Raw genomic sequence first — 21,352 nt, 5'->3', positions numbered from 1 at the left:
CCGACATGACCACCGCAACGCTCCGACCCGCCATCGCCGAACAGGGCGCGCGTGTCGGCTGGCGCGGCTGGCTCGCCCTCGCGGTGCTCATGCTGCCGGTGCTGCTGGTCTCGGTCGACAACACCGTGCTGAGCTTCGCGCTGCCGTCCATCGCGCTGGAGCTCGAGCCCACGAGCGCGCAGCAGCTGTGGATCATCGACGCGTATCCGCTCGTGCTCGCCAGCCTGCTGGTGACGATGGGCGTGCTCGGCGACAGGTTCGGACGGCGGCGGATGCTGCTCATCGGCGCGACCGGTTTCGGCATCGTCTCGGCGCTGGCGGCCTTCGCGCCCACGGCCGAGGCGCTCATCGCCGCCCGCGCGGCCATGGGCCTGTTCGGCGCGATGCTGATGCCGTCGACGCTCGCGCTGCTGCGCACCATCTTCACGGACCGCGACCAGCGGCGCCTCGCCATCGCCGTCTGGGCGGCCGGGTTCTCTGCGGGCGCGGCGCTCGGGCCCCTCGTCGGCGGCGTGCTCCTCGAGCACTTCGCGTGGGGCTCGGTGTTCCTGCTCGCGGTGCCGGTGCTGGTACCGCTGCTGGTGCTCGCGCCGCTCCTGGTGCCCGAGAGCCGTGATCCGCGCCCCGGACGCATCGACGTCGTCAGCATCGCGCTGTCGCTCGGCGCTCTCGTGCCGATCGTCGCGGGCATCAAGGAGTTCGCGGTCCACGGGATCACCGGCCCGGCCATGCTGCTGCTCGGCATCGGCCTGGGCTTCGCCGTCCTCTTCGTGCGCCGGCAGCTGCGGTCGGACACTCCGATGCTGGATATGGCACTGTTCCGCCGGGGGACGTTCAGCGGCGCGATCGTGGTGAACCTCCTGAGCGTCATCGCGCTCGTCGGGTTCCTGTTCTTCGTGGCGCAGCACCTGCAGCTCGTCGTCGGGCTCCCGCCGATGCAGGCGGGGCTCGCCCTGCTTCCGGGCCTGCTGGCCATGATCGCCGCCGGGCTGCTCGTCGTGCCGCTGGCGCGTCGCTTCTCACCGCGAGTGATCGTCCCCGCCGGGCTCGGGCTGTCCCTGGTGGGCTACCTCCTGATCGCGGCGACCGCCCACGGCGCGGGCCTGGGGATGCTCGTCCTGGCTTTCGCGCTGCTGGGGATCGGCATCGGCATGGCCGAGACGGTGTCCAACGAGCTCATCCTCTCCAGCGTGCCCCCGGCGAAGGCGGGTGCCGCGAGTGCGGTGTCCGAGACGGCCTACGAGCTGGGCGCGGTCCTCGGCACGGCGGTCCTCGGCGGGCTGCTCACCTCGCTCTACCGCGCGGGGCTGGTCCTGCCCGCCGGGCTGCCCGAGGGTGCCGCGGACGCCGCGCGCGAGACGCTCGCCGGCGCGATCGCCCTCGCCGGTGACCTCGACCCGGCTCTGGGCGATCAGGTGAGGGATGCCGCGACCCATGCCTTCGACGCCGGGGTGGGTGTGACGGCGTGTATCGGCGCGGGCCTCGTGGTTCTCGCCGCCGTCGTCGCGGCCACTACCCTGGGAGGGTCCCGCGCCGCACCCGTTCCGGAGCACCGGTCAGGTGGCGGCGCCACCCCCTGAGTACGAGGAGTGCGATGTCGCGCGTCGTGAAGCTCGCCGTCATCCCCGGTGACGGCATCGGTCCCGAAGTCATCGCCGAAGCCGAGAAGGTGCTGGAGGCCGCGACGGCGGGCAGCGGCATCCGATTCGAGAAGACGCGGTTCTCGCTGGGCGCCGAGCGCTTCCTCGAGACGGGGGAGACGCTGACGGATGCCGACATCGACGCCATCAAGGCGAACGACGCCATCCTGCTCGGCGCCGTCGGCGGGGTGCCGGGTGACACGCGGCTGAAGGACGCCAACATCGAGCGCGGGCTGCTGCTGAAGCTGCGGTTCGAGCTGGACCACTACGTGAACCTCCGGCCGTCCAAGCTGTACCCGGGGGTTCCGGGTCCGCTCGCCGATCCGGGCGACATCGACTTCGTCGTCGTGCGCGAAGGCACCGAGGGGCCGTACGTCGGCAACGGCGGCTCCATCCGCCGCGGCACGCCGCAGGAGATCGCCACCGAGGTGTCGCTGAACACCGCGTTCGGCGTCGAGCGGCTCGTGCGCTATGCGTTCGACCTGGCCGAGCGGCGGCGCAAGAAGGTGACGCTGGTGCACAAGACGAACGTGCTCGTGCACGCCGGGAGCATCTGGAAGCGCGTGTTCGACGAGGTGGCGGCCGAGCATCCCGGGGTGGCCGTAGACTACCTCCACGTCGACGCGGCAACCATCTTCCTGGTCACGAACCCGGGCCGATTCGACGTGATCGTCACCGACAACCTCTTCGGCGACATCCTGACCGACCTGGCCGGCGCCGTCACCGGTGGCATCGGCCTCGCCGCTTCGGGCAACATCAACCCGGACGGCGCGTTCCCCTCGATGTTCGAGCCCGTCCACGGCACGGCGCCCGACATCGCAGGACAGCAGAAGGCCGACCCCACCGCCGCGATCCTCTCCACCGCGCTGCTGCTCGATCACCTCGGGCTGCAGGCGGAATCCGCCGCCGTCACCCGCGCGGTCGAGGCAGACATCGCAGAGCGCACGGCCGCCACCCGAACCACGGCGCAGATCGGCGACGCCATCGCCGCCCGGCTCCAGGCGTAACCTGGGACCGGCACGCACTGTCACTGGACTGCCCCGTCACCACGCAGCGGAACGCTCCGCACTCGTCCGAAAGCACGGTCCCGCAATGACCCTCCTCGACACCGACACCGAACTCGCCCCGCTGCAGTTCGCCGTCAGCCGCAATCTCCAGGCGCGCTCGACCGCCCAGCGTGAGGAGATCCTCGCCAATCCGGGCTTCGGCACGAACTTCACCGACCACATGGTCGACATCTGCTGGTCCGCCGGTGGCGGGTGGCACCGCCCCCGCGTGCAGCCTTACGGGCCGCTGTCGCTCGACCCGGCCGCCGCCGTGCTGCACTACGGCCAGGAGATCTTCGAGGGGATCAAGGCGTATCGCCACGCCGACGGCTCGATCCACACCTTCCGGCCCGATCAGAACGGCCGCCGCCTGCAGCGCTCCGCCCGCCGCCTCGCGCTGCCGGAGCTGCCGGTGTCGTACTTCATCCAGTCGCTACGGGAGCTCGTCGCGGTGGACGGCGCGTGGGTGCCCTCGGGCGCCGACCAGAGCCTCTACCTGCGGCCGTTCATGTTCGCCAAGGAGGCCTTCCTCGGCGTCCGCCCGGCGCAGAAGGTCGGCTACTACGTCATCGCCTCGCCCGCGGGCGCCTACTTCAAGGGCGGCGTGAAGCCGGTGTCGATCTGGCTCAGCGAGGACTACGCCCGCGCGGGCAAGGGCGGGACGGGTGCGGCCAAGACCGGCGGAAACTACGCGGCGTCGCTGCTGCCGCAGTCCGAGGCGTACGAGCAGGACTGCGATCAGGTGGTCTTCCTCGACTCGGACCGCAACGTCGAGGAGCTCGGCGGCATGAACGTCGTGTTCGTCTACAAGGACGGCACGATCGTCACCCCGCAGTCGCCGTCGATCCTCGAGGGGATCACGCGCGACTCGATCCTGCAGCTGGCGAAGGACCGCGGTCACACCGTCGAGGCGCGTGCCGTCTCGTTCGACGAATGGCGTCAGGGTGTGGCATCCGGCGACATCGTCGAAGTGTTCGCGTGCGGCACCGCAGCGGTGGTGACCCCCATCGGACTGCTCAAGGGCAAGGACTTCGCCGACGAGCAGCCCATCGGCGAACTCGCGCTGTCGCTGCGCGAAGAGCTGACCGACATCCAGTACGGGCGTCGCGAGGACAAGCACGGCTGGCTCGTGCGCCTCGACGGCTGACACTTCTCTCGAAAGGCTCCGGTCCGCTCGCGGCGGACCGGGGCCTTTCGGTGTCTGGAGCGATGGCTAGGCTGAACCGGTGAGGATCGCACGCTTCAGCCACAATGACGCCATCAGGTTCGGAATCGTCGACGAAGGGGAGCTGGTCGTCCTGGCCGGTGATCCGATGTTCGCCGGGTACGAGACGACGGGGGAGCGGGTCCCGCTCGCCGACGTCGCTCTGCTGGCTCCGGTCATCCCGCGATCGAAGGTCGTGGCCGTGGGTCGCAACTACCGCGACCACGCCGCGGAGCTCGGCAACGAGGTGCCCCCGGCGCCGATGCTGTTCTTCAAGCCGAACACCTCGGTGGTCGGGCCGGGCGACGCCGTGGTGCTGCCGGCGGGGTCGGACCACATCAGCTTCGAGGGCGAGCTCGCCGCTGTGATCGGCCGGATCGCGAAGAACGTGCCGGCCGCCGACGCGCTGGACTACGTCTTCGGCTACACGATCGCCAATGACCTCACTGCGCGCGACTGGCAGAAGACCGACGGCCAGTGGGCGCGGGCGAAGGGCTTCGATTCGTCGTGTCCGCTGGGACCCGCGATCGAGACCGACTTCGACCCGAACGGCTCCGCCGTGATCACGACGAAGCTCAACGGCGAAGTGCGCCAGCAGGGCCCGATCAGCGACATGATCTTCTCGCTCGCCGAGGTCATCGAGCATGCGTCGGCGGCGTTCACCCTCCTGCCCGGCGACGTCATCCTGACCGGGACGCCGGCCGGCGTCGGCAAGATCGAGGCCGGCGACACCGTGGAAGTCGAGATCACCGGCCTCGGCATCCTGCGCAACGTCGCTCGCTCGGCCTGATCGCCATGACCTCGCCGCTCCCGCCCGAGGCGGTGCCTTCGGCGCCCGGCGTCGACGCCGCCCTGGCGCCCGCCGAGGTCTCACGCGTCCAGCGCCGCACGGTGTGGGTGCTGTCCTTCGGCCAGATCCTCGGCGGACTCGCCTTCGGCGCCACGGTGTCGCTAGGAGCGGTGTTGGCGGCAGAGATCTCGGGCGACGAGGCCTTCGCAGGACTCGCCGCCGCGGCGGTGACGCTGGGCACGGCCGCCCTCGCGGTGCCGCTCGCGGCGTTCGCCCGTCATCGCGGGCGCCGGATCTCGCTCGCGACCGGGATGGCGATCGCGCTCCTGGGCGTGATGCTCGTCGTCCTCGCAGTGGGCCTCGCGTCCTTCCCGCTGCTGCTCGTGGCCTTCGGGCTTGTCGGCGCCGGTCAGGCGGCCAATCTGCAGACGCGCTTCGCCGCGGCCGACCTGGCGACGGACGCGACCCGCGGGCGCGATCTGTCCATCGTCGTGTGGGCGACCACCATCGGCGCCGTGCTCGGGCCCAATCTCACGGGTCCGGGGGAGGTCCTCGGGCAATCGGTCGGCATGCCGCCTCTGACCGGTCCGTACCTGATCACGGTGGTCGCGCAGGTCCTCGCGATCCTGCTCTACGTCGTGGCGCTCCGCCCCGACCCGCTGCTCCTGGCGCAGCGCGTGGTCGCCGCGGCGAGGGCCTCGGCGACGGCGATCGCGAAGCCCGATGATCCCCGTGTCGCCCGGTACGCGATCTTCGCCATCGCGGCCGCGCACGGCGTCATGGTCTCCGTCATGGCGATGACCCCGGTCCACCTGATCCACCACGGCGCGTCGCTGTCGATCATCGGGCTCACGATCAGTCTGCACATCGCCGGCATGTTCGCCCTGTCGCCGGTGTTCGGCCTCCTGGCCGACCGGCTGGGCCGGGTGCCGACGATCATGATCGGGCAGGCGCTGCTCGCCGGGGCTCTCGTCACGGCTTCGTTCGGGCAGGAGAGCACCGTCGCCGTGACCGTCGCGCTGGTGCTCCTCGGCCTCGGCTGGAGCGCCACCACGGTCTCCGGATCGACACTGCTGACCGAGGCCTCGTCCGAGGCCATGCGCACCCGCAGGCAGGGATTCAGCGACCTCGTCATGAGCCTGGTCGGCGCTGCCGGGGCGATCCTCGCGGGAGTGGTGCTGTCGGTGATCGGCTACGGGGGTCTCGCCCTGGCGGTCGGTGTCGCCGTGGTCGCGACGGTCCTCCTGTCGCCCCTGGCCCGCCCGGCGAAGTCGGCGACCGCACTCGTCGATGGCTGACTGGTCGGATACCGGCGAGGCGTACGCCGGATCGTTCGCCAAGCTGTGCGAGGGCGCGGTACCGGCGCTGCTGGACGCCGCCGCGCGACCACTGGGCACCCTCGACGGGCTGAGGCTTCTCGACGTCGGCACGGGCCCGGGGACCGTCGCCGCCGCGGCAGCGGCCCGCGGTGCGATCGTCACCGGCGTCGACCCCGAGGAGTCCATGCTCGCGGCCGCCCGGCGGCGGCACGAGGCGATCGTCTTCCTCCAGGCGTCCCTGCCCGAGCTGCCGTTCGCGGACGATCAGTTCGATGCCGTCACGGCGAACTTCGTCCTGAACCATGTGCCCGACCCCGCCCTCGGGGTCGGCGAGCTCGCGCGAGTGGCCGCACCGGGCGGGATGATCGCCGCGACTGCGTGGCCACCCGGCAACAGCCCGTTGCGTCCGCTGTGGCGGGATGCCCTCGAGCTGTCCGGCGCCGGGGCGTATCCGCCCGACCCCGCGCCGGGGGACGAGCCGCCCGATCGCACGCAAGACGGTCTGGTGTCGCTGTTCCGGGAGGCCGGCCTGGCCGATGTGAAGGCCGAGCTCGTGGAATGGACCTTCACCATCGCGCCCCATGAGCTCTGGCGCGGTGTGGAGGGCGGCGTCGCCACGGTCGGCGCGATCCACCGTTCCCTCGATGCGTCGGGCCGACGGGCGCTGCGCGCCGCGTACGACGAGGTCACGCGGGCCCGTGCCGGAGCGGACGGGATGCTGCGGATCCCGCACACCGCGATCCTGGCGTCGGGCCGGCGCCCTTAGCGACTCAGCGCGCGCGCCGCGAGTTCCACGTCTTCGGCGTCGTTGAAGACGTGGAAGGCGACGCGGGCACGGCCGGCGCGTCCGGAGGCGGTGATGCCGGCGCCCGTCAGCAGCGCCAGGTCTGCGCCTTCAGGGTCCGCCCACGTGACGATGGCGCTCTCGCGCTCGGGCGCCTCCACGCCCAGCCGCTCGCGGAAGACCCGGGCGAGGCGCGTCGTGTGCTCGTGCAGGTCTGCGGGCGCGAGCGACGCGAAGAGCGCGAGCGCGGGCTGGGCACCGACGAACGCCTGCCACGCGGGTGACACGTCGAACCGCGTCGCATCCGGGGCGAGCTGCACCTCACCGCCGTAGCAGGAGGTCCAGGGATCGGCCCCGGCGTACCACCCGGCGAACAGGGCGGGCATGTCGCGCTCGAGCCGCGCCGAGACCGTGAGGAACGACACCCCGCGCGGCGCGCACAGCCACTTGTACGCGTGGCACACGACCGCATCGAAGCGGGATGCCGCGACCGGAAGCCACCCCACGGCCTGCGTCGCGTCGCAGAAGGTGCGCGCGCCGTGCACCTCGGCAGCCGCGAGGATCGCCTCTGCGTCGGCGACTTCACCGGTCGCCGACTGCACGAGCGAGAAGACGACGAGCCGGGTGTCGCTCGTGACGGCTTCGGCGAGCCGGTCGACCGGGGCGGTGCGCACGCGCAGGTCGCGGCCGGAGTGCACGAACGGCAGCACGATCGACGAGAAGTCGCCGGCGGCGATCAGGACCTCGGCGCCCTGGGGCAGGGAGGCCGCGACCAGGGCCGCAGCGACGGATGCCTGCGAGCCGATCGCCACGCGATCCCGGGCGACGCCGACGAGGGAGGCGAAGTGCGCGCGGCTCTGCTCCACCGCCGCCGTGTACGCGTGGGGATCCGGCCGGCCGCGGGTGGCGGCATCCAGATCCGCGATGACGGCGTCCCGCACCGCCCGTGTCGGCAATCCGACCGTGCAGGCCGCGAGGTAGCCGCGTCCGCCGACGAACTCCGCCTGCGCTGGTTCAAGGGAGGAAGGGCTCACGAGGGTGGACACGAGTCCAGCATCGTGCCCATCGTCGCATTCGTCTACGGGAGGTGTTCTATGCGAATCATTGAGTTTTGTTATGCGATGCGCTCAGGCGGGCGGCCAGATCGAAGCGTTCAGGTCGGAGAGCAGCGGATCGCCCTCGACGTTCGATGTCGACATGTAGATCCAGACGTCCTCACGGCTGAGGATCGTCTCGACCGTGTCGACCGGGAACTGCGAGTTGGGCGTCGTCTTCTGACAGACCGGGTTGCCCGCGTCCCCGGTGGTGCAGGTGAAGCCCTGCGACGGAAGAGTCGCGGCGAAGGCCGCGGCCTCGTCGGCGTCGACCCGGTTGATCAGCAGCAGCACCCCGGTCGCATCGCCGGTGAACCAGTCGCAGCCCAGCACGAGCTGGGCCGAGGCGGGCGCCGGGCGCACGAAGCCGGTGCCGTCGCCCTGCAGCGTCAGTCCGTCGACGGTGGCGGCGCGGGTGTCGGCCGAACCGATCGCCGCGCAGTCGGACGGCAGATTCGCCGGTGCCGGACCGGCCGCCTCCGTGGGCGTCGGTGACGAGCTCGGCGAGGGCGCTGCGCTCTCGGAGGCCGAAGCACTGCTCGACGGCGTCGGCGGTCCGTCCGGGTCGCAGCCCGTAAGGGCGAGCGCAAGAATCGCGGCGGCGAGGATCGGGGCGGCGGTGCGGGGCATCTCGGACTCCTTGCTGTGGGGGCGCTGTTCGGAGCATAGAGCCGTCGCCGGACGACGTCATGCTCTCGTATGCACGAGTGCGCAGCGCCTCGGCTGATACATACCGCGTGCTTATGCTTGCGTCATGACGGTCTTCGACGATCCCGACATCGACGCCCAGGCGCTGCGCGTCGTGAAGGCCATCGCCGACGAAGGGTCGATCACCGGTGCCGCCGCCGTCCTCGGCTACAGCCAGCCGGCGATCAGCCAGCAGCTCAAGCGTCTCGAGCAGCGGCTCGAGGTCCCGCTCGTCGAGCGCGTCGGCCGGAGCGTCCGTCTCACCGAGGCCGGCCGCATCCTCGCGCGCCACGCACCCGCGGTGACGACGGCTCTGGATGCCGCGGCCGGCGAGCTGGCGGAGCTGCGCGGCCTCCGCGCCGGGCGTGTGCGGCTGGTGGGGTTCCCCTCCGCCTCGCCGACGATCGTTCCCCGGCTGCTGGCCGAGCTCGACACCGCCCACGCCGGTGTCGTCGTGACCTACCTCGAGGCCGAGCCGCCCGAGGCCGTCGAAGCCGTCCGCGAGGATCGCGCCGACATCGCGCTGACGTTCAGCTATCCGGGCGACCGGGATGACCCGCACGGTCCGAGCGCGCGGGGCCTCTCCGTCGAGGGGATCGGCTCCGACGATCTGCTGATGGTTCTTCCCGCGGGGCATCCCGCCGCGTCGGGACGGCACGTCGACGTCGCGAGCCTGGCGGGCGAGAAGTGGATCGCCGGGTGCCCCCGCTGCCGCGGCCACCTGCTGCAGCTGTGCGCTCGCGCCGGGTTCGAGCCGCACATCGCGTTCGAGACCGACAATGCCGTCGCCGTCGAGGGTCTGGTGGCACAGGGGATCGGCGTGGCCACTCTGCCGCGGCTGGCAGCGGCATCCTTCCCGCTTCTTCCCGGTGTCGTCACGGTGCCGCTGCCGCCCGCCGAGGCGCGCACCATTCACGTCGTCACCGCGCACGGCGCCGACCGCGTGCCGGCGATTCGGGTCACCCTCGCGGCGATCACGCGACTGGTCGCGGACGAGGCGGCCCCATAAGCGGCACGGCGCGGCGCAACTAGACTGGGCCGCGATGCCTTCTTCACCCGATCCCCGCACCACCACTGCGACCGGCGCCGACGTGCGCGTGAGGTTCTGCCCCTCGCCGACGGGCCTGCCGCACGTGGGTCTGATCCGCACGGTGCTGTTCAACTGGGCGTACGCCCGCCACCACGGCGGCACGCTCGTCTTCCGGATCGAGGACACCGACGCGGCGCGCGACAGCGAGGAGAGCTACCACCAGCTCCTCGACGCGCTCCGCTGGCTCGAGATCGACTGGGACGAGGGCGTCGAGGTCGGCGGCCCGCACGAGCCGTACCGCCAGTCGCAGCGCCACGACCTGTACCGCGAGGTGCTGGACAAGCTCGTCGCCGCCGGCGCCGTGTACGAGAGCTACTCGAACGCCGAAGAGATCGACGCCCGCAACGAGGCCAACGGTCGCGCCAAGCAGCTCGGCTACGACAACTACGACCGCGACCTCACCGACGAGCAGAAGGCGGCCTTCCGCGCCGAGGGCCGCGAGCCCGCGTGGCGACTGCGCGTGCCCGACGAGGACCTCACCTACATCGACCTGATCCGCGGCGAGGTCACCTTCCCCGCTGGTTCGTTTCCCGACTTCGTGCTCGTGCGCGCCGGCGGCGTGCCGCTGTACCCGTTCGTGAACCCCGTCGACGATGCGCTGATGGGGATCACCCACGTCATCCGCGGCGAGGACCTGATGCCCTCCACGGCGCGTCAGCTGGCGCTGTACCGCGCGCTCGTCGACGCGGGCGTCACGACCTTCATCCCTCGCTTCGCGCACATGCCGCTCGTGCTCGGCGAGGTCGGCACCAAGAAGCTCTCCAAGCGCGACCCGAAGGCCGACCTCTTCCTGCAGCGCGAGAAGGGCTTCATCCACGAGGGCCTGCTGAACTACCTGTCACTCCTCGGCTGGTCGATCGGGCCCGACCGCGACGTGTTCTCGCTCGACGAGCTCGTCGCCGAGTTCGACATCGTCGACGTCAACCCCAACCCGGCCCGTTTCGACCAGAAGAAGGCCGAGTCGATCAACGGCGACCACATCCGGATGCTGGAGCCCGCCGACTTCGCCGGGCGTCTGGTGCCCTACCTCGCGGCCGCCGGTCTCGTCTCGGAGCCGCCGACCGCCGCGCAGAAGTCGATCATCGACGCCGCCGCTCCGCTCGTGCAGGAGCGCATGCAGCTGCTGGGGGAGGCCCCCGGCCTTCTCGGATTCCTGCTGCGTGACGAGGTCGTGTACGACGAGGACGCCCTCTCGAGCCTGCCGGCGAACGCCGCCGAAGTGCTCGCGGCGTCGGTCGCGGCGCTCGCGCCGATCGCCGAGGACGGGTTCGACGCCGGTGCGGTGCAGGAGGCCCTGGCCGCCGCGCTGATCGACGCCCTGGGGCTGAAGCCGCGCGTCGCCTACGGCCCGCTGCGTGTCGCACTGAGCGGCCGCCGCATCTCGCCGCCGCTGTTCGAGTCGATGGAGCTGCTCGGCAAGAACGAGTCGGTTCGTCGGCTGCAGGCGCTGGCGGATCGTCTGGGCTGAACGGGCGCGCTCGGTTTGGAGCAGGCGCCGAAGTCGCGTAGACTCCTTCTTCGGCACAGCTTCGGCTGACAGCCTTGGGGTATGGTGTAATTGGCAACACGGAGGTTTCTGGTACCTTTGTTCTTGGTTCGAGTCCAGGTACCCCAGCCATCGAAAAAACCCCCGCTCAGCGGGGGTTTTTCGTTTCGCACGCAGCGGTCTCAGACGGAGTCGACGACCTCGATACGGGCCTCTGAGCCGAGAGCCGCATAGTCGGGGTTGTCGTCGCTGTGGGTGAGCAGGACGACCGCGATCGCGGCCGCCCAGGCGTGCGCGCGGACCCAGGTTCCGGCGTCGTAGCGATCACCCGTTGCGGCGATGAACGCCGCCCGTCCCGCTGAGTCGAAAGTGAGCCACGCGGCGGCGAGATCGTAGGCAGGATCGCCGCCGGTCACGTCGCCGAAGTCGATGATCCCGGCCAGTTCGCCGTCCGCGGCCACGAGGTTGCCGGGGTGGAGGTCGCCGTGGAGCCACACCGGCGGTGCATCCCAGGGCGCTACAGCCAGGCCCGCGGTCCAGACCGAGGTGAGCGCAGCGGCGTCGGATGAGGAGAGCGTCCCTCGCGCCACCAGCCCCTGCACGCGCTCCTCAAACGCAGCGGCCCGTGTCACGAGGGGGCGTCCTCGCACCGGATTCACGGGATGGTCGGCGGGGGCCTCCTGATGCAGGGCGCCCAGGGCCATAGCCAACGGCTTGGCCCACGGCGACCGCGCCGCCCGCGGTGTGTCGATCCCGCGGCTGCCCTCGATCCAGGGCACGACAGACCACGCCCACGGGAACGACTCGTCGGGCACGCCGCGCACGACCGGCATCGGCACGCTGATGCCGGTCGCCTCCAGCCGCGGGCCGATCACCGGCAGGCTCGCCTGCTCGTGCAGCACGAGGGGCGCGGCGAGCTCGCGTCTCGGCAGTCGGGCCGCCCACTCGCGACCGAGCCGCCACACCTCGCTGTCCCAGCCCTCGGCGACCTTGAGGATCGGCACCGATGACGCATCCGGCGCGACGTGCGACGCCTGCGTCATGACGAGGCCCCGTACGAGCTCTTCGTCGATCCGGACTTCGGCAGCGGGTTTGTCGGGCATCGTCCGACCCTATCCACTCGCATGTCGTCTCTTGTTTTGTGTTGGTTTGTGTTGTACTGTGTGGGAAATCCAACGGAGGGCCGCGGGTGTACGCAACGGAGCGCCATGAGCAGATCGAGCGCATGCTCCTCGTCGAGGGGCGCGTGAGCGTCGTCGATCTCGCCGGTCGCTTCGATGTCACGACCGAGACCGTGCGCCGCGATCTGGATCAGCTCGAATCGCTCGGCACGCTGCGCCGGGTTCACGGCGGCGCGGTCGCCGTCGACCGGCCGAGCACCGCCGAATCCCCGCTGGCCGAGCGCCTCCAGCGTCACAGCGCCGCGAAGTCGGCGATCGGCCGGCGTGCCGCGACCGCGGTGGGCGACGCCTTCCGCGGGTCGGTGTTCCTCGACGCCGGCACGACCACGGCCGCCGTCGCGAGCCACCTCGCGCCCCGTCTGGCATCGGGCGGGATCGAGGTCGTGACCCACGCGCTCAGTCTCGCGAACGATGTCGCCGCGGTGCCCGGGGCAGCCCTGACGCTCATCGGCGGCCGCGTCCGCGGCCTGACCGCCGCAGCCGTCGGCGCCGACACCGTCCGCGCCATCGAGAACATGCGGCCCGACGTCGCCTTCCTCGGCACCAACGGCGTCGCCGCCGGGTTCGGCCTCAGCACGCCCGATCCGGACGAGGCGGCGGTCAAGAGCGCCATCGTGCGCTCCGCGCGCAGGGTGGTCGTCGTGGCCGACTCCGACAAGCTCGGCCGCGAGCTGCTGGTCGGGTTCGCCGCCCTCGCCGACATCGACGTGCTGGTGACGGATGCCGAGCCCGACGCCGTGCTGTCCGCCGCCCTCGCCGAGGCTGATGTCGAGGTATGGCTCGCATGATCGTGACGCTCACTGCCAACCCGTCCCTTGATCGCACCCTGGGTCTCGCCGCGGCGCTGCGCCCTGGCGCGGTGCAGGCGGCCACCGACTCGCGGGAGGACGCCGGGGGCAAGGGGATCAACGTCGCCCGCGCGCTGGCGGCGGCCGGCGCCGAGGTCGTCGCGGTCCTGCCGCTCGCCGCCGACGACCCCTTCGACGCCGCCCTGCAGGCGACGGGGATCCAGGCGCGGCGGGTGCCCGTGCGCGGACACGTCCGCGCCAATCTGGCGATCACCGACCCGGCAGGCGTCACGACGAAGCTCAACCTGCCGGGCCTCACGCTCTCCGGTTCCGAGGCCGCCGCGGTCATCGAGACAGTGGTCGACGCCTGCGCGGGTGCCCTCTGGCTGGTGCTCGCGGGATCCCTTCCGCTCGGCGTGGCCGACGACTTCTACGTGGACGTCATCGAGGCCGTCCGGGCGGCGCACGGAACGGACGCCCCGCGCTTCGCCGTCGACACGTCGGGCGCCGCACTGGCCGCGGTCGTCGCCCGTGGCGAGGCCGACCTCATCAAGCCCAACGACGAGGAGCTCGCCGAACTCGCGCGCACGAAGCTGCCCACCGGCGACCTCGCGCACGGGGTCGCCGCGGTGGCGAGCACCATCGTCCCCTCGCGGGTGCGCACCGCGCTGGTCACCCTGGGTTCGCGCGGCGCCGTGCTGGTCTCCGCCGACGGCTCCTGGGCCGTCTCCTCGCCGGTCATCGAAGCCGTGAGCACCGTCGGCGCGGGCGACAGCTCGCTCGCGGGATATCTGCTCGCGGACGTCACCGGCTCGGGCCCCGAGGGGCGGCTGCGCAACGCGGTCCGCTACGGGGCGGCCGCGGCATCCCTCCCCGGCACGCAGGCCCCCTCTCCCGCCGATCTGCCCACGGCCGATGTGTTCGTCACCCCGCTGTCATCCACCCCCTGATCCCCGCTTCAACCGACCCCTGGAGGTCATCGTGTCTCAGACCATCACCCCCGAACTCGTCAGCCTGGACGTCGGGCTCGGCGCCGACAAGGCGGCCGTCATCCGTGCGCTGGCTGCGCGCGTCGTCGCGCAGGGACGCGCGACCGACGCCGAGAGCCTGTTCGCCGATGCCTGGGCGCGCGAGGAGAAGGACGAGACCGGCCTGCCCGGCGGGATCGCCATCCCGCACGCCAAGAGCGCGGCGGTGACGGAGCCCTCGCTGGCGTTCGCGCGCCTGGCGCCCGGGGTCGACTTCGGCGCGCCCGACGGCCCCGCGGATCTGGTGTTCCTGATCGCAGCACCCGAGGGGGCGGCCGAGGCGCACCTGGCCGTCCTGTCCAAGCTCGCGCGCAGCCTCATGCAGGACGACTTCACGCGCGGGCTGCGCGCCGCGACCACCGACGAGGACGTGGTCGCCATCGTGCGCGCCGCTATAGGGGAGGGGGATGCCTCGGCCGCCCCCGCAGCGCCGGCCGCCGCACCCGCAGCCGCGGTCGCGGCATCCGCGATCCCGGTGGCCGACGGTCTCAGCGTGGACGGCCGCCCGGCGCGGATCGTCGCGGTGACCGCCTGCGCGACCGGCATCGCGCACACCTTCATGGCCGCCGATGCACTGACGGCCGCCGGCACCGCCGCGGGGGTCGACCTCGTCGTCGAGCCGCAGGGCTCCAGCGGCTACCAGGCGCTGCCGCGCGAGGTCATCGATCGCGCCGACGCCGTGATCTTCGCGACCGACGTCGACGTGCGCGAACAGCAGCGATTCGCCGGCAAGCCGGTCGTGCGCTCAGGCGTCAAGCGCGGCATCGAGCAGCCCCGCGAGCTCATCGCGGCGGCCGTCGCCGCGGCCAACGACCCGAACGCGACCCGCGTCAGCGGAACGGCGTCCGATGCCTCGGCAGCGGGTTCGGGCGAGCCGGTGTCGTGGGGTGCCCGCATCCAGCGGATCCTCCTCACCGGCGTCAGTTACATGATCCCGTTCGTCGCGGCCGGCGGTCTGCTGATCGCGCTGAGCTTCCTGCCGTTCCTCGGCGGGGTGAACGTCAACGCCGACAACCAGGCTTTCGACATCGTGATCAACAACGCACTGTGGGCGCTGCCGGAAGGCGGGCTGGGCCAGTACATCGGCTCGATGCTCTACGTCATCGGCGTCACGTCCATGGGCTTCCTCGTCTCCGCGCTGTCCGGCTACATCGCCTTCGCGATCGCCGACCGGCCCGGAATCGCGCCGGGCTTCGTCGCCGGTGCCATCGCGGTGCTGATGAACGCCGGCTTCATCGGCGGCATCGTCGGCGGCCTGCTCGCGGGATTCATCGCGTGGGCCATCGGCCGGATCAACGCCCCCCGGTGGCTGCGCGGCCTGATGCCGGTCGTGATCATCCCGCTTCTCGCGTCGATCGTCGCCTCGGGCCTGCTCATCCTCTTCCTGGGCCGGCCGATCGCCTCCCTGATGGAGTGGCTCAATACGTGGCTGACCGACCTGGCCGGCACCTCGGGCATCGTGGTCGTCGGCATCATCCTCGGTCTGATGATGTGCTTCGACCTCGGCGGGCCCGTGAACAAGGTGGCGTACGCGTTCGCGGTCGCAGGACTGGCCGCGGCGACGGCGGAGAACCCCACGCCGTACCTCATCATGGGCGCCGTCATGACGGCCGGCATGGTGCCGCCGCTGGCGATGGCGTTCGCGTCGACCGTGCTCGCCCGGCGCATGTTCACTCCGGTGGAGCGGGAGAACGGCGTCGCGGCGTGGCTGCTCGGCGCCGCGTTCATCAGCGAAGGCGCGATCCCGTTCGCCGCGGCCGACCCGCTGCGCGTGATCCCGGCCTCCATGGTCGGAGGCGCGGTCACCGGTGCCCTCACGATGCTGTTCGGCGTCCAGTCGTTGGCTCCGCACGGCGGGATCTTCGTGCTGTTCGCCATCAGCCCGATCTGGGGCTTCCTGGTCGCGCTCATCGCCGGCGTGCTGGTCTCGGGCTTCCTCGTCGTCGCCTTCAAGCGCTTCATCGCGCCGAAGGAGCTCGCAGCGGCCGAAACCACCCCTGCGGTCGCCGTTCCGGCCTGAAACCCTGGCGTCCGCACGATCGATGCGGAATGCTGAAGAACCTCGCCCTCGACGGAAGGAATCTCTCCCATGGCAGAACGCCAGGCCACCATCGCCAGCAGCTCCGGGCTGCACGCGCGTCCCGCGAAGCTGTTCGTCCAGGCTGTGCAGGAGAAGGGCGTGCCGGTCACGATCGCCGTCGAGGGCGGCAATGACCTCAACGCCGGCAGCATCCTGTCCCTCATGGGCCTCGGCGCGTCGCACGGTACCGTGGTGACTCTCAAGGCCGAGGGGGACGGTGCCGAGCAGGCCCTCGACGAACTCGTCGAGCTGCTCGAGACCGACCTCGACGCCACGTAGCCGGAAGGTCTCACGGCCCACCGGCCGATGAACGAGACGACGGATGCCGCGGGTCGAAGCCGCCGCGGCATCCGTCGTCTGCGTTTGCGGAGTATCGCTAGAGGTCGATGGAATCGCCGGGCTCGAGCACGAGGAACTCGCCGCCGCCCTGCTCGGTCGCCCAGCGCAGTCGGGTGCGCGCCATCTCCTTGCCCACCACCGACAGCGTCATGTCGTGGGTGCCGAAGGCCTGCCGCGGTGCGACGGCCAGCACGAAGTCCATCGCCTCGCCGATCTTGAGCCAGGGCGCACCGACGGGCGCCGCCAGCACACGGACCTCGCTCTCCGGGACGGCGTAGGAGTCGCCGGGGTAGTAGAACTCGTCGTTGACGAGGACGCCGACGTTGTCGATCACGGGGATCGACTCGTGGATGACGGCGTGGCGCCCGCCGAAGAAACGGAGCCGGAACGGCTCGACCTCGACGGTGTCGCCGGGATCCACCTGGGTGACCTCGTAGCCCGCGGCAGCGGCGACCACTCCGGCGGGCCCGAAGACGGGGATGCCGGGGAAGGCCTTCAGAAGGCGGTCCAGGTGGTCCGGGGTCCAGTGGTCGGGGTGCTCGTGGGTCAGGACGATCGCCACGACGTCGTCGAGCTCGGCGAGGGGCGTGGTGTACGAGCCGGGATCGATCACCAGCGTCCGGCCGGACTGCACGAGGGTGAGGGTCGCATGCTCGAATTTGGTCACTCGCATGCCATGAGTCAACTCCGGGCCGCGGCCACCGGCAAGCGCCGCGCCGATTCCCGCCTCGATTTGGAGAGGCGCTCGGCGCCATGGCATAATCGAACGGTTGCGAAAACGGCCCCATCGTATAGCGGCCTAGTACGCCGCCCTCTCACGGCGGTAACGCGGGTTCGAATCCCGCTGGGGTCACCAACGACAGAAACGCCCCGCTCGGTCACGAGCGGGGCGTTTTGTCGTTGCTGTCGCAGCAGGGTGAAAAGCCGCACGCGGGGCGGAGCGGCCGAATCCCGCTGGGGTCACCAACACGAAAGAAGCCCGGTCCATCGGACCGGGCTTCTTTCGTTCACGCTCAGATCACCGGGTCGTCGGTGGTCGCGTCGTCGCGTCGAGCGGATGCCGCGGCCGGCCGATCCGCGCTGCGCCGGCGTCGCACGAGCCGCACGATCGCCCACACGATGAGCGCCGCGATGGCTGCGATGACGAGCCAGGGGATCAGGAAGCCCAGGGCGATGACGATCCCGTTGAGCGTCGCGACCAGTGCGTTCCAGCCGGCGGCGAACCCGTCCCCGAAGCCGGCCGGATCGGCCTCGACCGTCTCCACGACCGGGACGAGCGTCACAGTGAGCGACGACATCGCGACCTGGCTTTCGAGCATGGTGAGCTGCTGCCGGTACGACTCGAGCATCGCCTGACGCTCGGAAAGGGCGCTCTCGGCCGCGATCAGATCGGCGACGCTGGTCGCCTCCGCCATCAGCTGGAGCAGGCGGTCGACGGATGCCTCGGCCGCCTCGATCCGGGCGCGCAGGTCGACGGCCTGCTCGGTGACGTCGATTCGGTTGATCGACGACGCCGTCACCTCGCCGACATCCGAGAGCTCGTCGACGACCTGGGGGAGATCCTCCGACGGCACGCGCACCGTGATCCAGGCGCTGTCGGGCGTGTACGGATACGGCATGGAGTCGTACACCACGCCGCTCTGCGGATCGATCGGCACCATCTGGCCGCTGGTGCCGACGGTCATCGACTCGACGTAGCCGCCGTAGGCGACGGCGGAGTTGCCGATCACGCGTGCGGCGGCGGTCACGTCGTCGACGACGACGGTCGCGGATGCCGAGGTGATGATCTCCCGGTCGGCGCCGGGATCCGGAGCGACCAGCGAGCTTTCCGAGGTCGCGCCCCCGACCTTGGTGCCGTCGCTCAGCGTCAGGTCGGAGTCCGCTTCAGCGGAGCCGCCGGCGTCATCGGTCACGGGCGCGTCGGGCGCGGCCGGTTCGACGGCGACCTGGTCGGCGAACCCGTCGGATTCCGCGCCACTGCCGTCGACCAGCGGCACGACGGTGGGAGCGATGATGGCTGCGACGGCGATGACCGCGGCGGCGGCCCCGCCCGCCATCCAGATCCGGCCGCGGCGAGCGCTGCGGGCGGTCTGAGCGGCCCGCTCGCTCGCGATGTCGGCGAACACGGCCTCTTCGATCTCGTCGATGCGAGCCGCGCTGAGCTCGGGCAGGGGCGCGGCGGCGCCTGCGGGGGGTGACGTGTTCATGTGCTCTCCTTGACGACGGTCCGGAGTCGCGTCCGGATGCGGGAGAGACGATTGCGGACGACTCCGTGGGCGACGCCGAGCTGCTCGGCGGCCGCTTGGTAGGCGTAGCCCTCGGCCGCGCACAGCCGGAAGATGTCGCGGTCGAGTGGGCTCAGCCCCGCCACCTCGTGAAGGATGCGCTCCGCCAGGTCCGCGCCGATGACCTGCTCCTCGACGTCCACCGTCGCCGGGAGCGTCTCGTCCGCCGCGGCGGCGGTGTGGTCGCGGTCGCGGCGCTGACGCCGGATGCGGTTCGCGGCCTGGAAGCGGCACACCGTCGCGAGCCACGGCAGCAGCGATTCCCCGGCGAGCTCGAACTCGGGAAGCTTGCGCCATGCGACCAGGAAGGTCTCCTGGACGACGTCCTCAGCGTCCGCCGCATTGCCGAGCAGGCCGTGCGCCAGCCAGTACACCGGGCGCACGTACGCGCGGTACAGCGTCCGGAAGGCAAGCTCGCTGCCGTTCGCGGCCTGCGCCACGAGCGCCGCGTCGTCCCGCTCGGTGTCTTGGGGCATCCCGTCCTCCGGCTCCGCGGTCGGCGCCTATGGGCGGCGTCGTCGCGGAGCTTCATTGTCTCTCACGGTGTCAGTGTCGCGGGGGAGCGGATCGTCTCGCAGCGCGCCGGGTGCGGCATCCCGAGCCTGTATCCTTGACGGGCGAGAGGGAGTATCCCGCGAGCGCGCATCCGTCATCACGGGTCCCGACAGTGTGACCCCGGGTGCGCGACGCGGCCGAGAGGCCGCGGGGAGAGACTTTCGGTTTTCCGACGACCCCTCCGAATCCTCCTCGAAAGGCCCTCCATGGACCTCGTCCTCCCGCTGTGGTTCGAAGTCGGATCCCTCGTGATCCTGACGCTCATCCTGCTCGGCGACCTGCTGCTGATCCTCAAGCGCCCGCACATCCCGTCGACGCGCGAGTCCACCCTGTGGGTGGTCTTCTACGTGACGCTCGCGCTGATCTTCGCCGGGCTCATGTGGATGATCGCCGGACCCGAGTTCGCCGGTCAGTTCGTCGCGGGCTGGCTCACCGAGTACAGCCTGTCGATCGACAACCTGTTCGTCTTCGTGCTCATCATGAGCCAGTTCGCCGTCCCGCGCCGGTACCAGCAGGAGGTGCTGATGGTGGGCATCATCATCGCGCTCGTCCTGCGCGGCCTGTTCATCCTCGCGGGCGCCGCGATCATCGAGCAGTTCAGCTGGGTCTTCTACCTCTTCGGCGCCTTCCTCGTGTGGACCGCGTGGCGCCAGGCCTTCCCCGGCGGCGACCACGACGACGACGTGAAGCAGGAGAACTTCGTCGTCCGCCTGCTCCGCCGCATGATCGACATCAGCGACTCCTACGACGGGGCGAAGCTGCGCACGGTCGTGGACGGCAGGAAGATGTGGACGCCGATGATCATCGTCTTCGCGGCCATCGGCGTGACCGACCTGCTGTTCGCGATCGACTCGATCCCCGCGATCTTCGGCATCACGACGAGCCCTTTCATCGTGTTCACCGCGAACATCTTCGCCCTCATGGGCCTGCGCCAGCTGTACTTCCTGCTGGGCGACCTGCTGGACCGCCTTCGCTACCTGCACTACGGCATCGCGTTCATCCTCGCCTTCATCGGCGTGAAGCTCGTCTTCCACGCCATGCACGTTAACGAGCTGCCGTTCATCAACAACGGCGAGCACATCGAGTGGGCTCCGGAGATCTCGACCTGGATGTCGCTCGGCGTGATCATCGTGGCCATGACGGTCGCGACCGTCGCGAGCCTGATCGCCTCCGCGCGCGAGAAGAAGAACGGCACGACGGATGCCGCGGCCGCAGCCGCCGGCGCTGCCGCCCCCGCGGGCATGGCCCCGTCCGCCGAGGCGGCGGCCGTGGTCGCAGAGGAGAAGGGCACCCCGCCCACGGTGGATCAGCCCCGCTCCGACGCCTGACGCTCCTCGCCCGAAACTGAGCGGACCCAACACGCCGTCACGCCCTTGAGCGTGACGGCGTGTTGCGTCCGTTCACCCCGCCCTACAGCCTCGCGAGTGCAGTGCGCGCGCCACGCGCGCGACAACCTCGCCCGACGGCATGGACTTCGAGACGCGGATGACGAGCCAGCCCGCCTCGACCAGATCGTTGTACCTCTCGAGGTCGCGCGACCACTGCACCGCATCGGTGCGATGCTGGTCGCCCTCGTACTCCACGAGCGTCCTCCACTCGCGGAACACCAGGTCGCCGTGCACGATGCGGCGCGGGAGAACGATTTCAGCGTTGAGTGCGGGCTCCGGCATGCCGGCCCGGATCAGGGCGACTCTTGCGCGGGTTTCTCGCGGTGAGCGAGAACCCTCTCGCACCAGTTCGAGAGCGTCCGCGAGCGCGAGGCTCCCACGCATCCCCGCACTCTCTTGTACGGCGCCGTGCATTGCTATCGGCGTTCCAGGCGGCCGAGGCAGCCCCACGATCCGGTCCCCGACGACGATCAGTTCGTCGAGCGTGAGCAGTGGGGCGAGATCCGCCCAGGTGCGCTCCGGCGCGGTGATCCGGAGCCCGCGCGTCTGCCAGACACGAGGATCGCGC

The 21,352-nt window shown here is 71.0% G+C and carries 20 protein-coding genes and 2 tRNA genes; 15 read left to right on the top strand and 7 right to left on the bottom strand.

The genetic code is table 11. From position 1 onward, the window contains the following. The first annotated feature begins 5 nt into the window (after positions 1-5). The 6 genes from ASD56_RS11075 (at position 6) to ASD56_RS11050 (ending at position 6,765) form a co-directional block, all read left to right on the top strand. The gene (locus tag ASD56_RS11075; protein WP_055965557.1) at positions 6-1,580 is read left to right on the top strand and encodes an MFS transporter; all 1,575 of its coding nucleotides are present in this window, start codon (positions 6-8) and stop codon (positions 1,578-1,580) included. Positions 1,581-1,594: 14 nt separating this feature from the next. Then, the gene (locus ASD56_RS11070) at positions 1,595-2,647 is read left to right on the top strand and encodes a 3-isopropylmalate dehydrogenase (RefSeq protein WP_055965555.1); all 1,053 of its coding nucleotides are present in this window, start codon (positions 1,595-1,597) and stop codon (positions 2,645-2,647) included. Between the two features lie 85 nt (positions 2,648-2,732). Then, positions 2,733-3,833 carry a branched-chain amino acid aminotransferase gene (locus tag ASD56_RS11065; RefSeq protein ID WP_055965553.1) on the top strand — a complete coding sequence of 367 codons (1,101 nt, stop codon included), beginning with the start codon at positions 2,733-2,735 and terminating at the stop codon, positions 3,831-3,833. 79 nt (positions 3,834-3,912) lie between these two features. Next, on the top strand, positions 3,913-4,680 hold the full coding sequence (locus tag ASD56_RS11060) for a fumarylacetoacetate hydrolase family protein (protein ID WP_055965551.1): 768 nt from the start codon (positions 3,913-3,915) through the stop codon (positions 4,678-4,680). A gap of 5 nt (positions 4,681-4,685) precedes the next feature. Next, a complete protein-coding gene (locus tag ASD56_RS11055) occupies positions 4,686-5,978 on the top strand; it encodes an MFS transporter (RefSeq protein WP_055965549.1) in 1,293 nt (430 codons plus the stop codon). Next, positions 5,971-6,765 carry a class I SAM-dependent methyltransferase gene (locus tag ASD56_RS11050; protein ID WP_055965547.1) on the top strand — a complete coding sequence of 265 codons (795 nt, stop codon included), beginning with the start codon at positions 5,971-5,973 and terminating at the stop codon, positions 6,763-6,765. The genes ASD56_RS11055 and ASD56_RS11050 overlap by 8 nt, the downstream gene beginning before the upstream one ends. On the opposite strand, the gene ASD56_RS11045 is transcribed toward ASD56_RS11050, so the two are convergent. Together ASD56_RS11045 and ASD56_RS11040 are read right to left on the bottom strand one after the other, a co-directional pair. Continuing rightward, the gene (locus tag ASD56_RS11045; protein ID WP_082541416.1) at positions 6,762-7,829 is read right to left on the bottom strand and encodes an aminotransferase class V-fold PLP-dependent enzyme; all 1,068 of its coding nucleotides are present in this window, start codon (positions 7,827-7,829) and stop codon (positions 6,762-6,764) included. The two genes, ASD56_RS11050 and ASD56_RS11045, sit on opposite strands and share 4 nt — an antisense overlap. Before the next feature lie 81 nt (positions 7,830-7,910). After that, on the bottom strand, positions 7,911-8,507 hold the full coding sequence (locus ASD56_RS11040) for a hypothetical protein (RefSeq protein ID WP_055965545.1): 597 nt from the start codon (positions 8,505-8,507) through the stop codon (positions 7,911-7,913). A 124-nt stretch (positions 8,508-8,631) separates the two neighbouring features. Between ASD56_RS11040 and ASD56_RS11035 the strand changes: the two genes are divergently transcribed. The 3 genes from ASD56_RS11035 to ASD56_RS11025 all read left to right on the top strand — a co-directional run bounded on the left by ASD56_RS11035 (position 8,632) and on the right by ASD56_RS11025 (position 11,272). Next, positions 8,632-9,573 carry a LysR family transcriptional regulator gene (locus ASD56_RS11035; protein ID WP_055965543.1) on the top strand — a complete coding sequence of 314 codons (942 nt, stop codon included), beginning with the start codon at positions 8,632-8,634 and terminating at the stop codon, positions 9,571-9,573. Positions 9,574-9,607: 34 nt separating this feature from the next. Beyond that, positions 9,608-11,122: a glutamate--tRNA ligase gene (gene gltX / locus ASD56_RS11030; RefSeq protein ID WP_055965541.1), complete on the top strand. Its 1,515-nt coding sequence runs from the start codon at positions 9,608-9,610 to the stop codon at positions 11,120-11,122. Between the two features lie 75 nt (positions 11,123-11,197). After that, positions 11,198-11,272: transfer RNA gene (locus ASD56_RS11025), tRNA-Gln, on the top strand. Between the two features lie 50 nt (positions 11,273-11,322). Here ASD56_RS11025 and ASD56_RS11020 read toward each other — a convergent pair. Beyond that, on the bottom strand, positions 11,323-12,243 hold the full coding sequence (locus tag ASD56_RS11020; RefSeq protein ID WP_055965540.1) for an aminoglycoside phosphotransferase family protein: 921 nt from the start codon (positions 12,241-12,243) through the stop codon (positions 11,323-11,325). A gap of 86 nt (positions 12,244-12,329) precedes the next feature. On the opposite strand from ASD56_RS11020, the gene ASD56_RS11015 reads away from it, so the two are divergent. The 4 genes from ASD56_RS11015 to ASD56_RS11000 all read left to right on the top strand — a co-directional run bounded on the left by ASD56_RS11015 (position 12,330) and on the right by ASD56_RS11000 (position 16,496). Continuing rightward, positions 12,330-13,109: a DeoR/GlpR family DNA-binding transcription regulator gene (locus tag ASD56_RS11015; RefSeq protein ID WP_055965538.1), complete on the top strand. Its 780-nt coding sequence runs from the start codon at positions 12,330-12,332 to the stop codon at positions 13,107-13,109. Then, on the top strand, positions 13,106-14,059 hold the full coding sequence (locus ASD56_RS11010; protein WP_055965931.1) for a 1-phosphofructokinase family hexose kinase: 954 nt from the start codon (positions 13,106-13,108) through the stop codon (positions 14,057-14,059). The genes ASD56_RS11015 and ASD56_RS11010 overlap by 4 nt, the downstream gene beginning before the upstream one ends. Before the next feature lie 31 nt (positions 14,060-14,090). Then, complete coding sequence (locus tag ASD56_RS11005) at positions 14,091-16,157, top strand: PTS fructose transporter subunit IIABC (RefSeq protein ID WP_157535967.1); 2,067 nt, start codon at positions 14,091-14,093, stop codon at positions 16,155-16,157. Positions 16,158-16,226: 69 nt separating this feature from the next. Next, the gene (locus ASD56_RS11000) at positions 16,227-16,496 is read left to right on the top strand and encodes an HPr family phosphocarrier protein (protein ID WP_055965536.1); all 270 of its coding nucleotides are present in this window, start codon (positions 16,227-16,229) and stop codon (positions 16,494-16,496) included. Positions 16,497-16,593: 97 nt separating this feature from the next. Here the strand turns inward: ASD56_RS11000 and ASD56_RS10995 are convergent, their stop codons facing one another. Next, positions 16,594-17,229 (bottom strand): MBL fold metallo-hydrolase, encoded by a 636-nt coding sequence (locus ASD56_RS10995; RefSeq protein WP_055965533.1) that lies wholly within the window; start codon positions 17,227-17,229, stop codon positions 16,594-16,596. A gap of 107 nt (positions 17,230-17,336) precedes the next feature. Here ASD56_RS10995 and ASD56_RS10990 point away from each other — a divergent pair. Further along, positions 17,337-17,412 (top strand) — tRNA-Glu (locus ASD56_RS10990). A gap of 157 nt (positions 17,413-17,569) precedes the next feature. Here ASD56_RS10990 and ASD56_RS10985 read toward each other — a convergent pair. Both ASD56_RS10985 and ASD56_RS10980 read right to left on the bottom strand, forming a co-directional pair. Then, positions 17,570-18,763 carry a DUF4349 domain-containing protein gene (locus tag ASD56_RS10985; protein WP_055965531.1) on the bottom strand — a complete coding sequence of 398 codons (1,194 nt, stop codon included), beginning with the start codon at positions 18,761-18,763 and terminating at the stop codon, positions 17,570-17,572. Further along, positions 18,760-19,317 carry an RNA polymerase sigma factor gene (locus tag ASD56_RS10980; protein ID WP_055965529.1) on the bottom strand — a complete coding sequence of 186 codons (558 nt, stop codon included), beginning with the start codon at positions 19,315-19,317 and terminating at the stop codon, positions 18,760-18,762. The genes ASD56_RS10985 and ASD56_RS10980 overlap by 4 nt, the downstream gene beginning before the upstream one ends. 285 nt (positions 19,318-19,602) lie before the next feature. Between ASD56_RS10980 and ASD56_RS10975 the strand changes: the two genes are divergently transcribed. Further along, positions 19,603-20,724, top strand: a complete 1,122-nt coding sequence (locus ASD56_RS10975) for a TerC family protein (protein ID WP_055965527.1) — start codon at positions 19,603-19,605, stop codon at positions 20,722-20,724. Between the two features lie 72 nt (positions 20,725-20,796). Here the strand turns inward: ASD56_RS10975 and ASD56_RS16205 are convergent, their stop codons facing one another. Further along, the gene (locus ASD56_RS16205) at positions 20,797-21,066 is read right to left on the bottom strand and encodes a hypothetical protein (RefSeq protein WP_157535964.1); all 270 of its coding nucleotides are present in this window, start codon (positions 21,064-21,066) and stop codon (positions 20,797-20,799) included. Positions 21,067-21,352: the final 286 nt, after the last annotated feature.

The sequence above is a fragment of the Microbacterium sp. Root166 genome (genome assembly GCF_001427145.1).
In the GTDB taxonomy this organism is placed as follows: domain Bacteria; phylum Actinomycetota; class Actinomycetes; order Actinomycetales; family Microbacteriaceae; genus Microbacterium.
Note: the sequence above shows the minus strand (reverse complement) of the source record. Positions and strands in the feature narration are given on the sequence as shown.

Bases quoted from the DNA above. Each gene is read 5' to 3' on its own strand.
- ASD56_RS11075 (WP_055965557.1), top strand. From the start codon at position 6: ATGACCACCGCAACGCTCCGACCCGCCATCGCCGAACAGGGCGCGCGT.
- ASD56_RS11070 (WP_055965555.1), top strand. From the start codon at position 1,595: ATGTCGCGCGTCGTGAAGCTCGCCGTCATCCCCGGTGACGGCATCGGT.
- ASD56_RS11065 (WP_055965553.1), top strand. From the start codon at position 2,733: ATGACCCTCCTCGACACCGACACCGAACTCGCCCCGCTGCAGTTCGCC.
- ASD56_RS11055 (WP_055965549.1), top strand. From the start codon at position 4,686: ATGACCTCGCCGCTCCCGCCCGAGGCGGTGCCTTCGGCGCCCGGCGTC.
- ASD56_RS11050 (WP_055965547.1), top strand. From the start codon at position 5,971: ATGGCTGACTGGTCGGATACCGGCGAGGCGTACGCCGGATCGTTCGCC.
- ASD56_RS11040 (WP_055965545.1), bottom strand. From the start codon at position 8,507: ATGCCCCGCACCGCCGCCCCGATCCTCGCCGCCGCGATTCTTGCGCTC.
- ASD56_RS11035 (WP_055965543.1), top strand. From the start codon at position 8,632: ATGACGGTCTTCGACGATCCCGACATCGACGCCCAGGCGCTGCGCGTC.
- gltX (WP_055965541.1), top strand. From the start codon at position 9,608: ATGCCTTCTTCACCCGATCCCCGCACCACCACTGCGACCGGCGCCGAC.
- ASD56_RS11020 (WP_055965540.1), bottom strand. From the start codon at position 12,243: ATGCCCGACAAACCCGCTGCCGAAGTCCGGATCGACGAAGAGCTCGTA.
- ASD56_RS11010 (WP_055965931.1), top strand. From the start codon at position 13,106: ATGATCGTGACGCTCACTGCCAACCCGTCCCTTGATCGCACCCTGGGT.
- ASD56_RS11000 (WP_055965536.1), top strand. From the start codon at position 16,227: ATGGCAGAACGCCAGGCCACCATCGCCAGCAGCTCCGGGCTGCACGCG.
- ASD56_RS10995 (WP_055965533.1), bottom strand. From the start codon at position 17,229: ATGCGAGTGACCAAATTCGAGCATGCGACCCTCACCCTCGTGCAGTCC.
- ASD56_RS10985 (WP_055965531.1), bottom strand. From the start codon at position 18,763: ATGAACACGTCACCCCCCGCAGGCGCCGCCGCGCCCCTGCCCGAGCTC.
- ASD56_RS10980 (WP_055965529.1), bottom strand. From the start codon at position 19,317: ATGCCCCAAGACACCGAGCGGGACGACGCGGCGCTCGTGGCGCAGGCC.
- ASD56_RS10975 (WP_055965527.1), top strand. From the start codon at position 19,603: ATGGACCTCGTCCTCCCGCTGTGGTTCGAAGTCGGATCCCTCGTGATC.
- ASD56_RS16205 (WP_157535964.1), bottom strand. From the start codon at position 21,066: ATGCCGGAGCCCGCACTCAACGCTGAAATCGTTCTCCCGCGCCGCATC.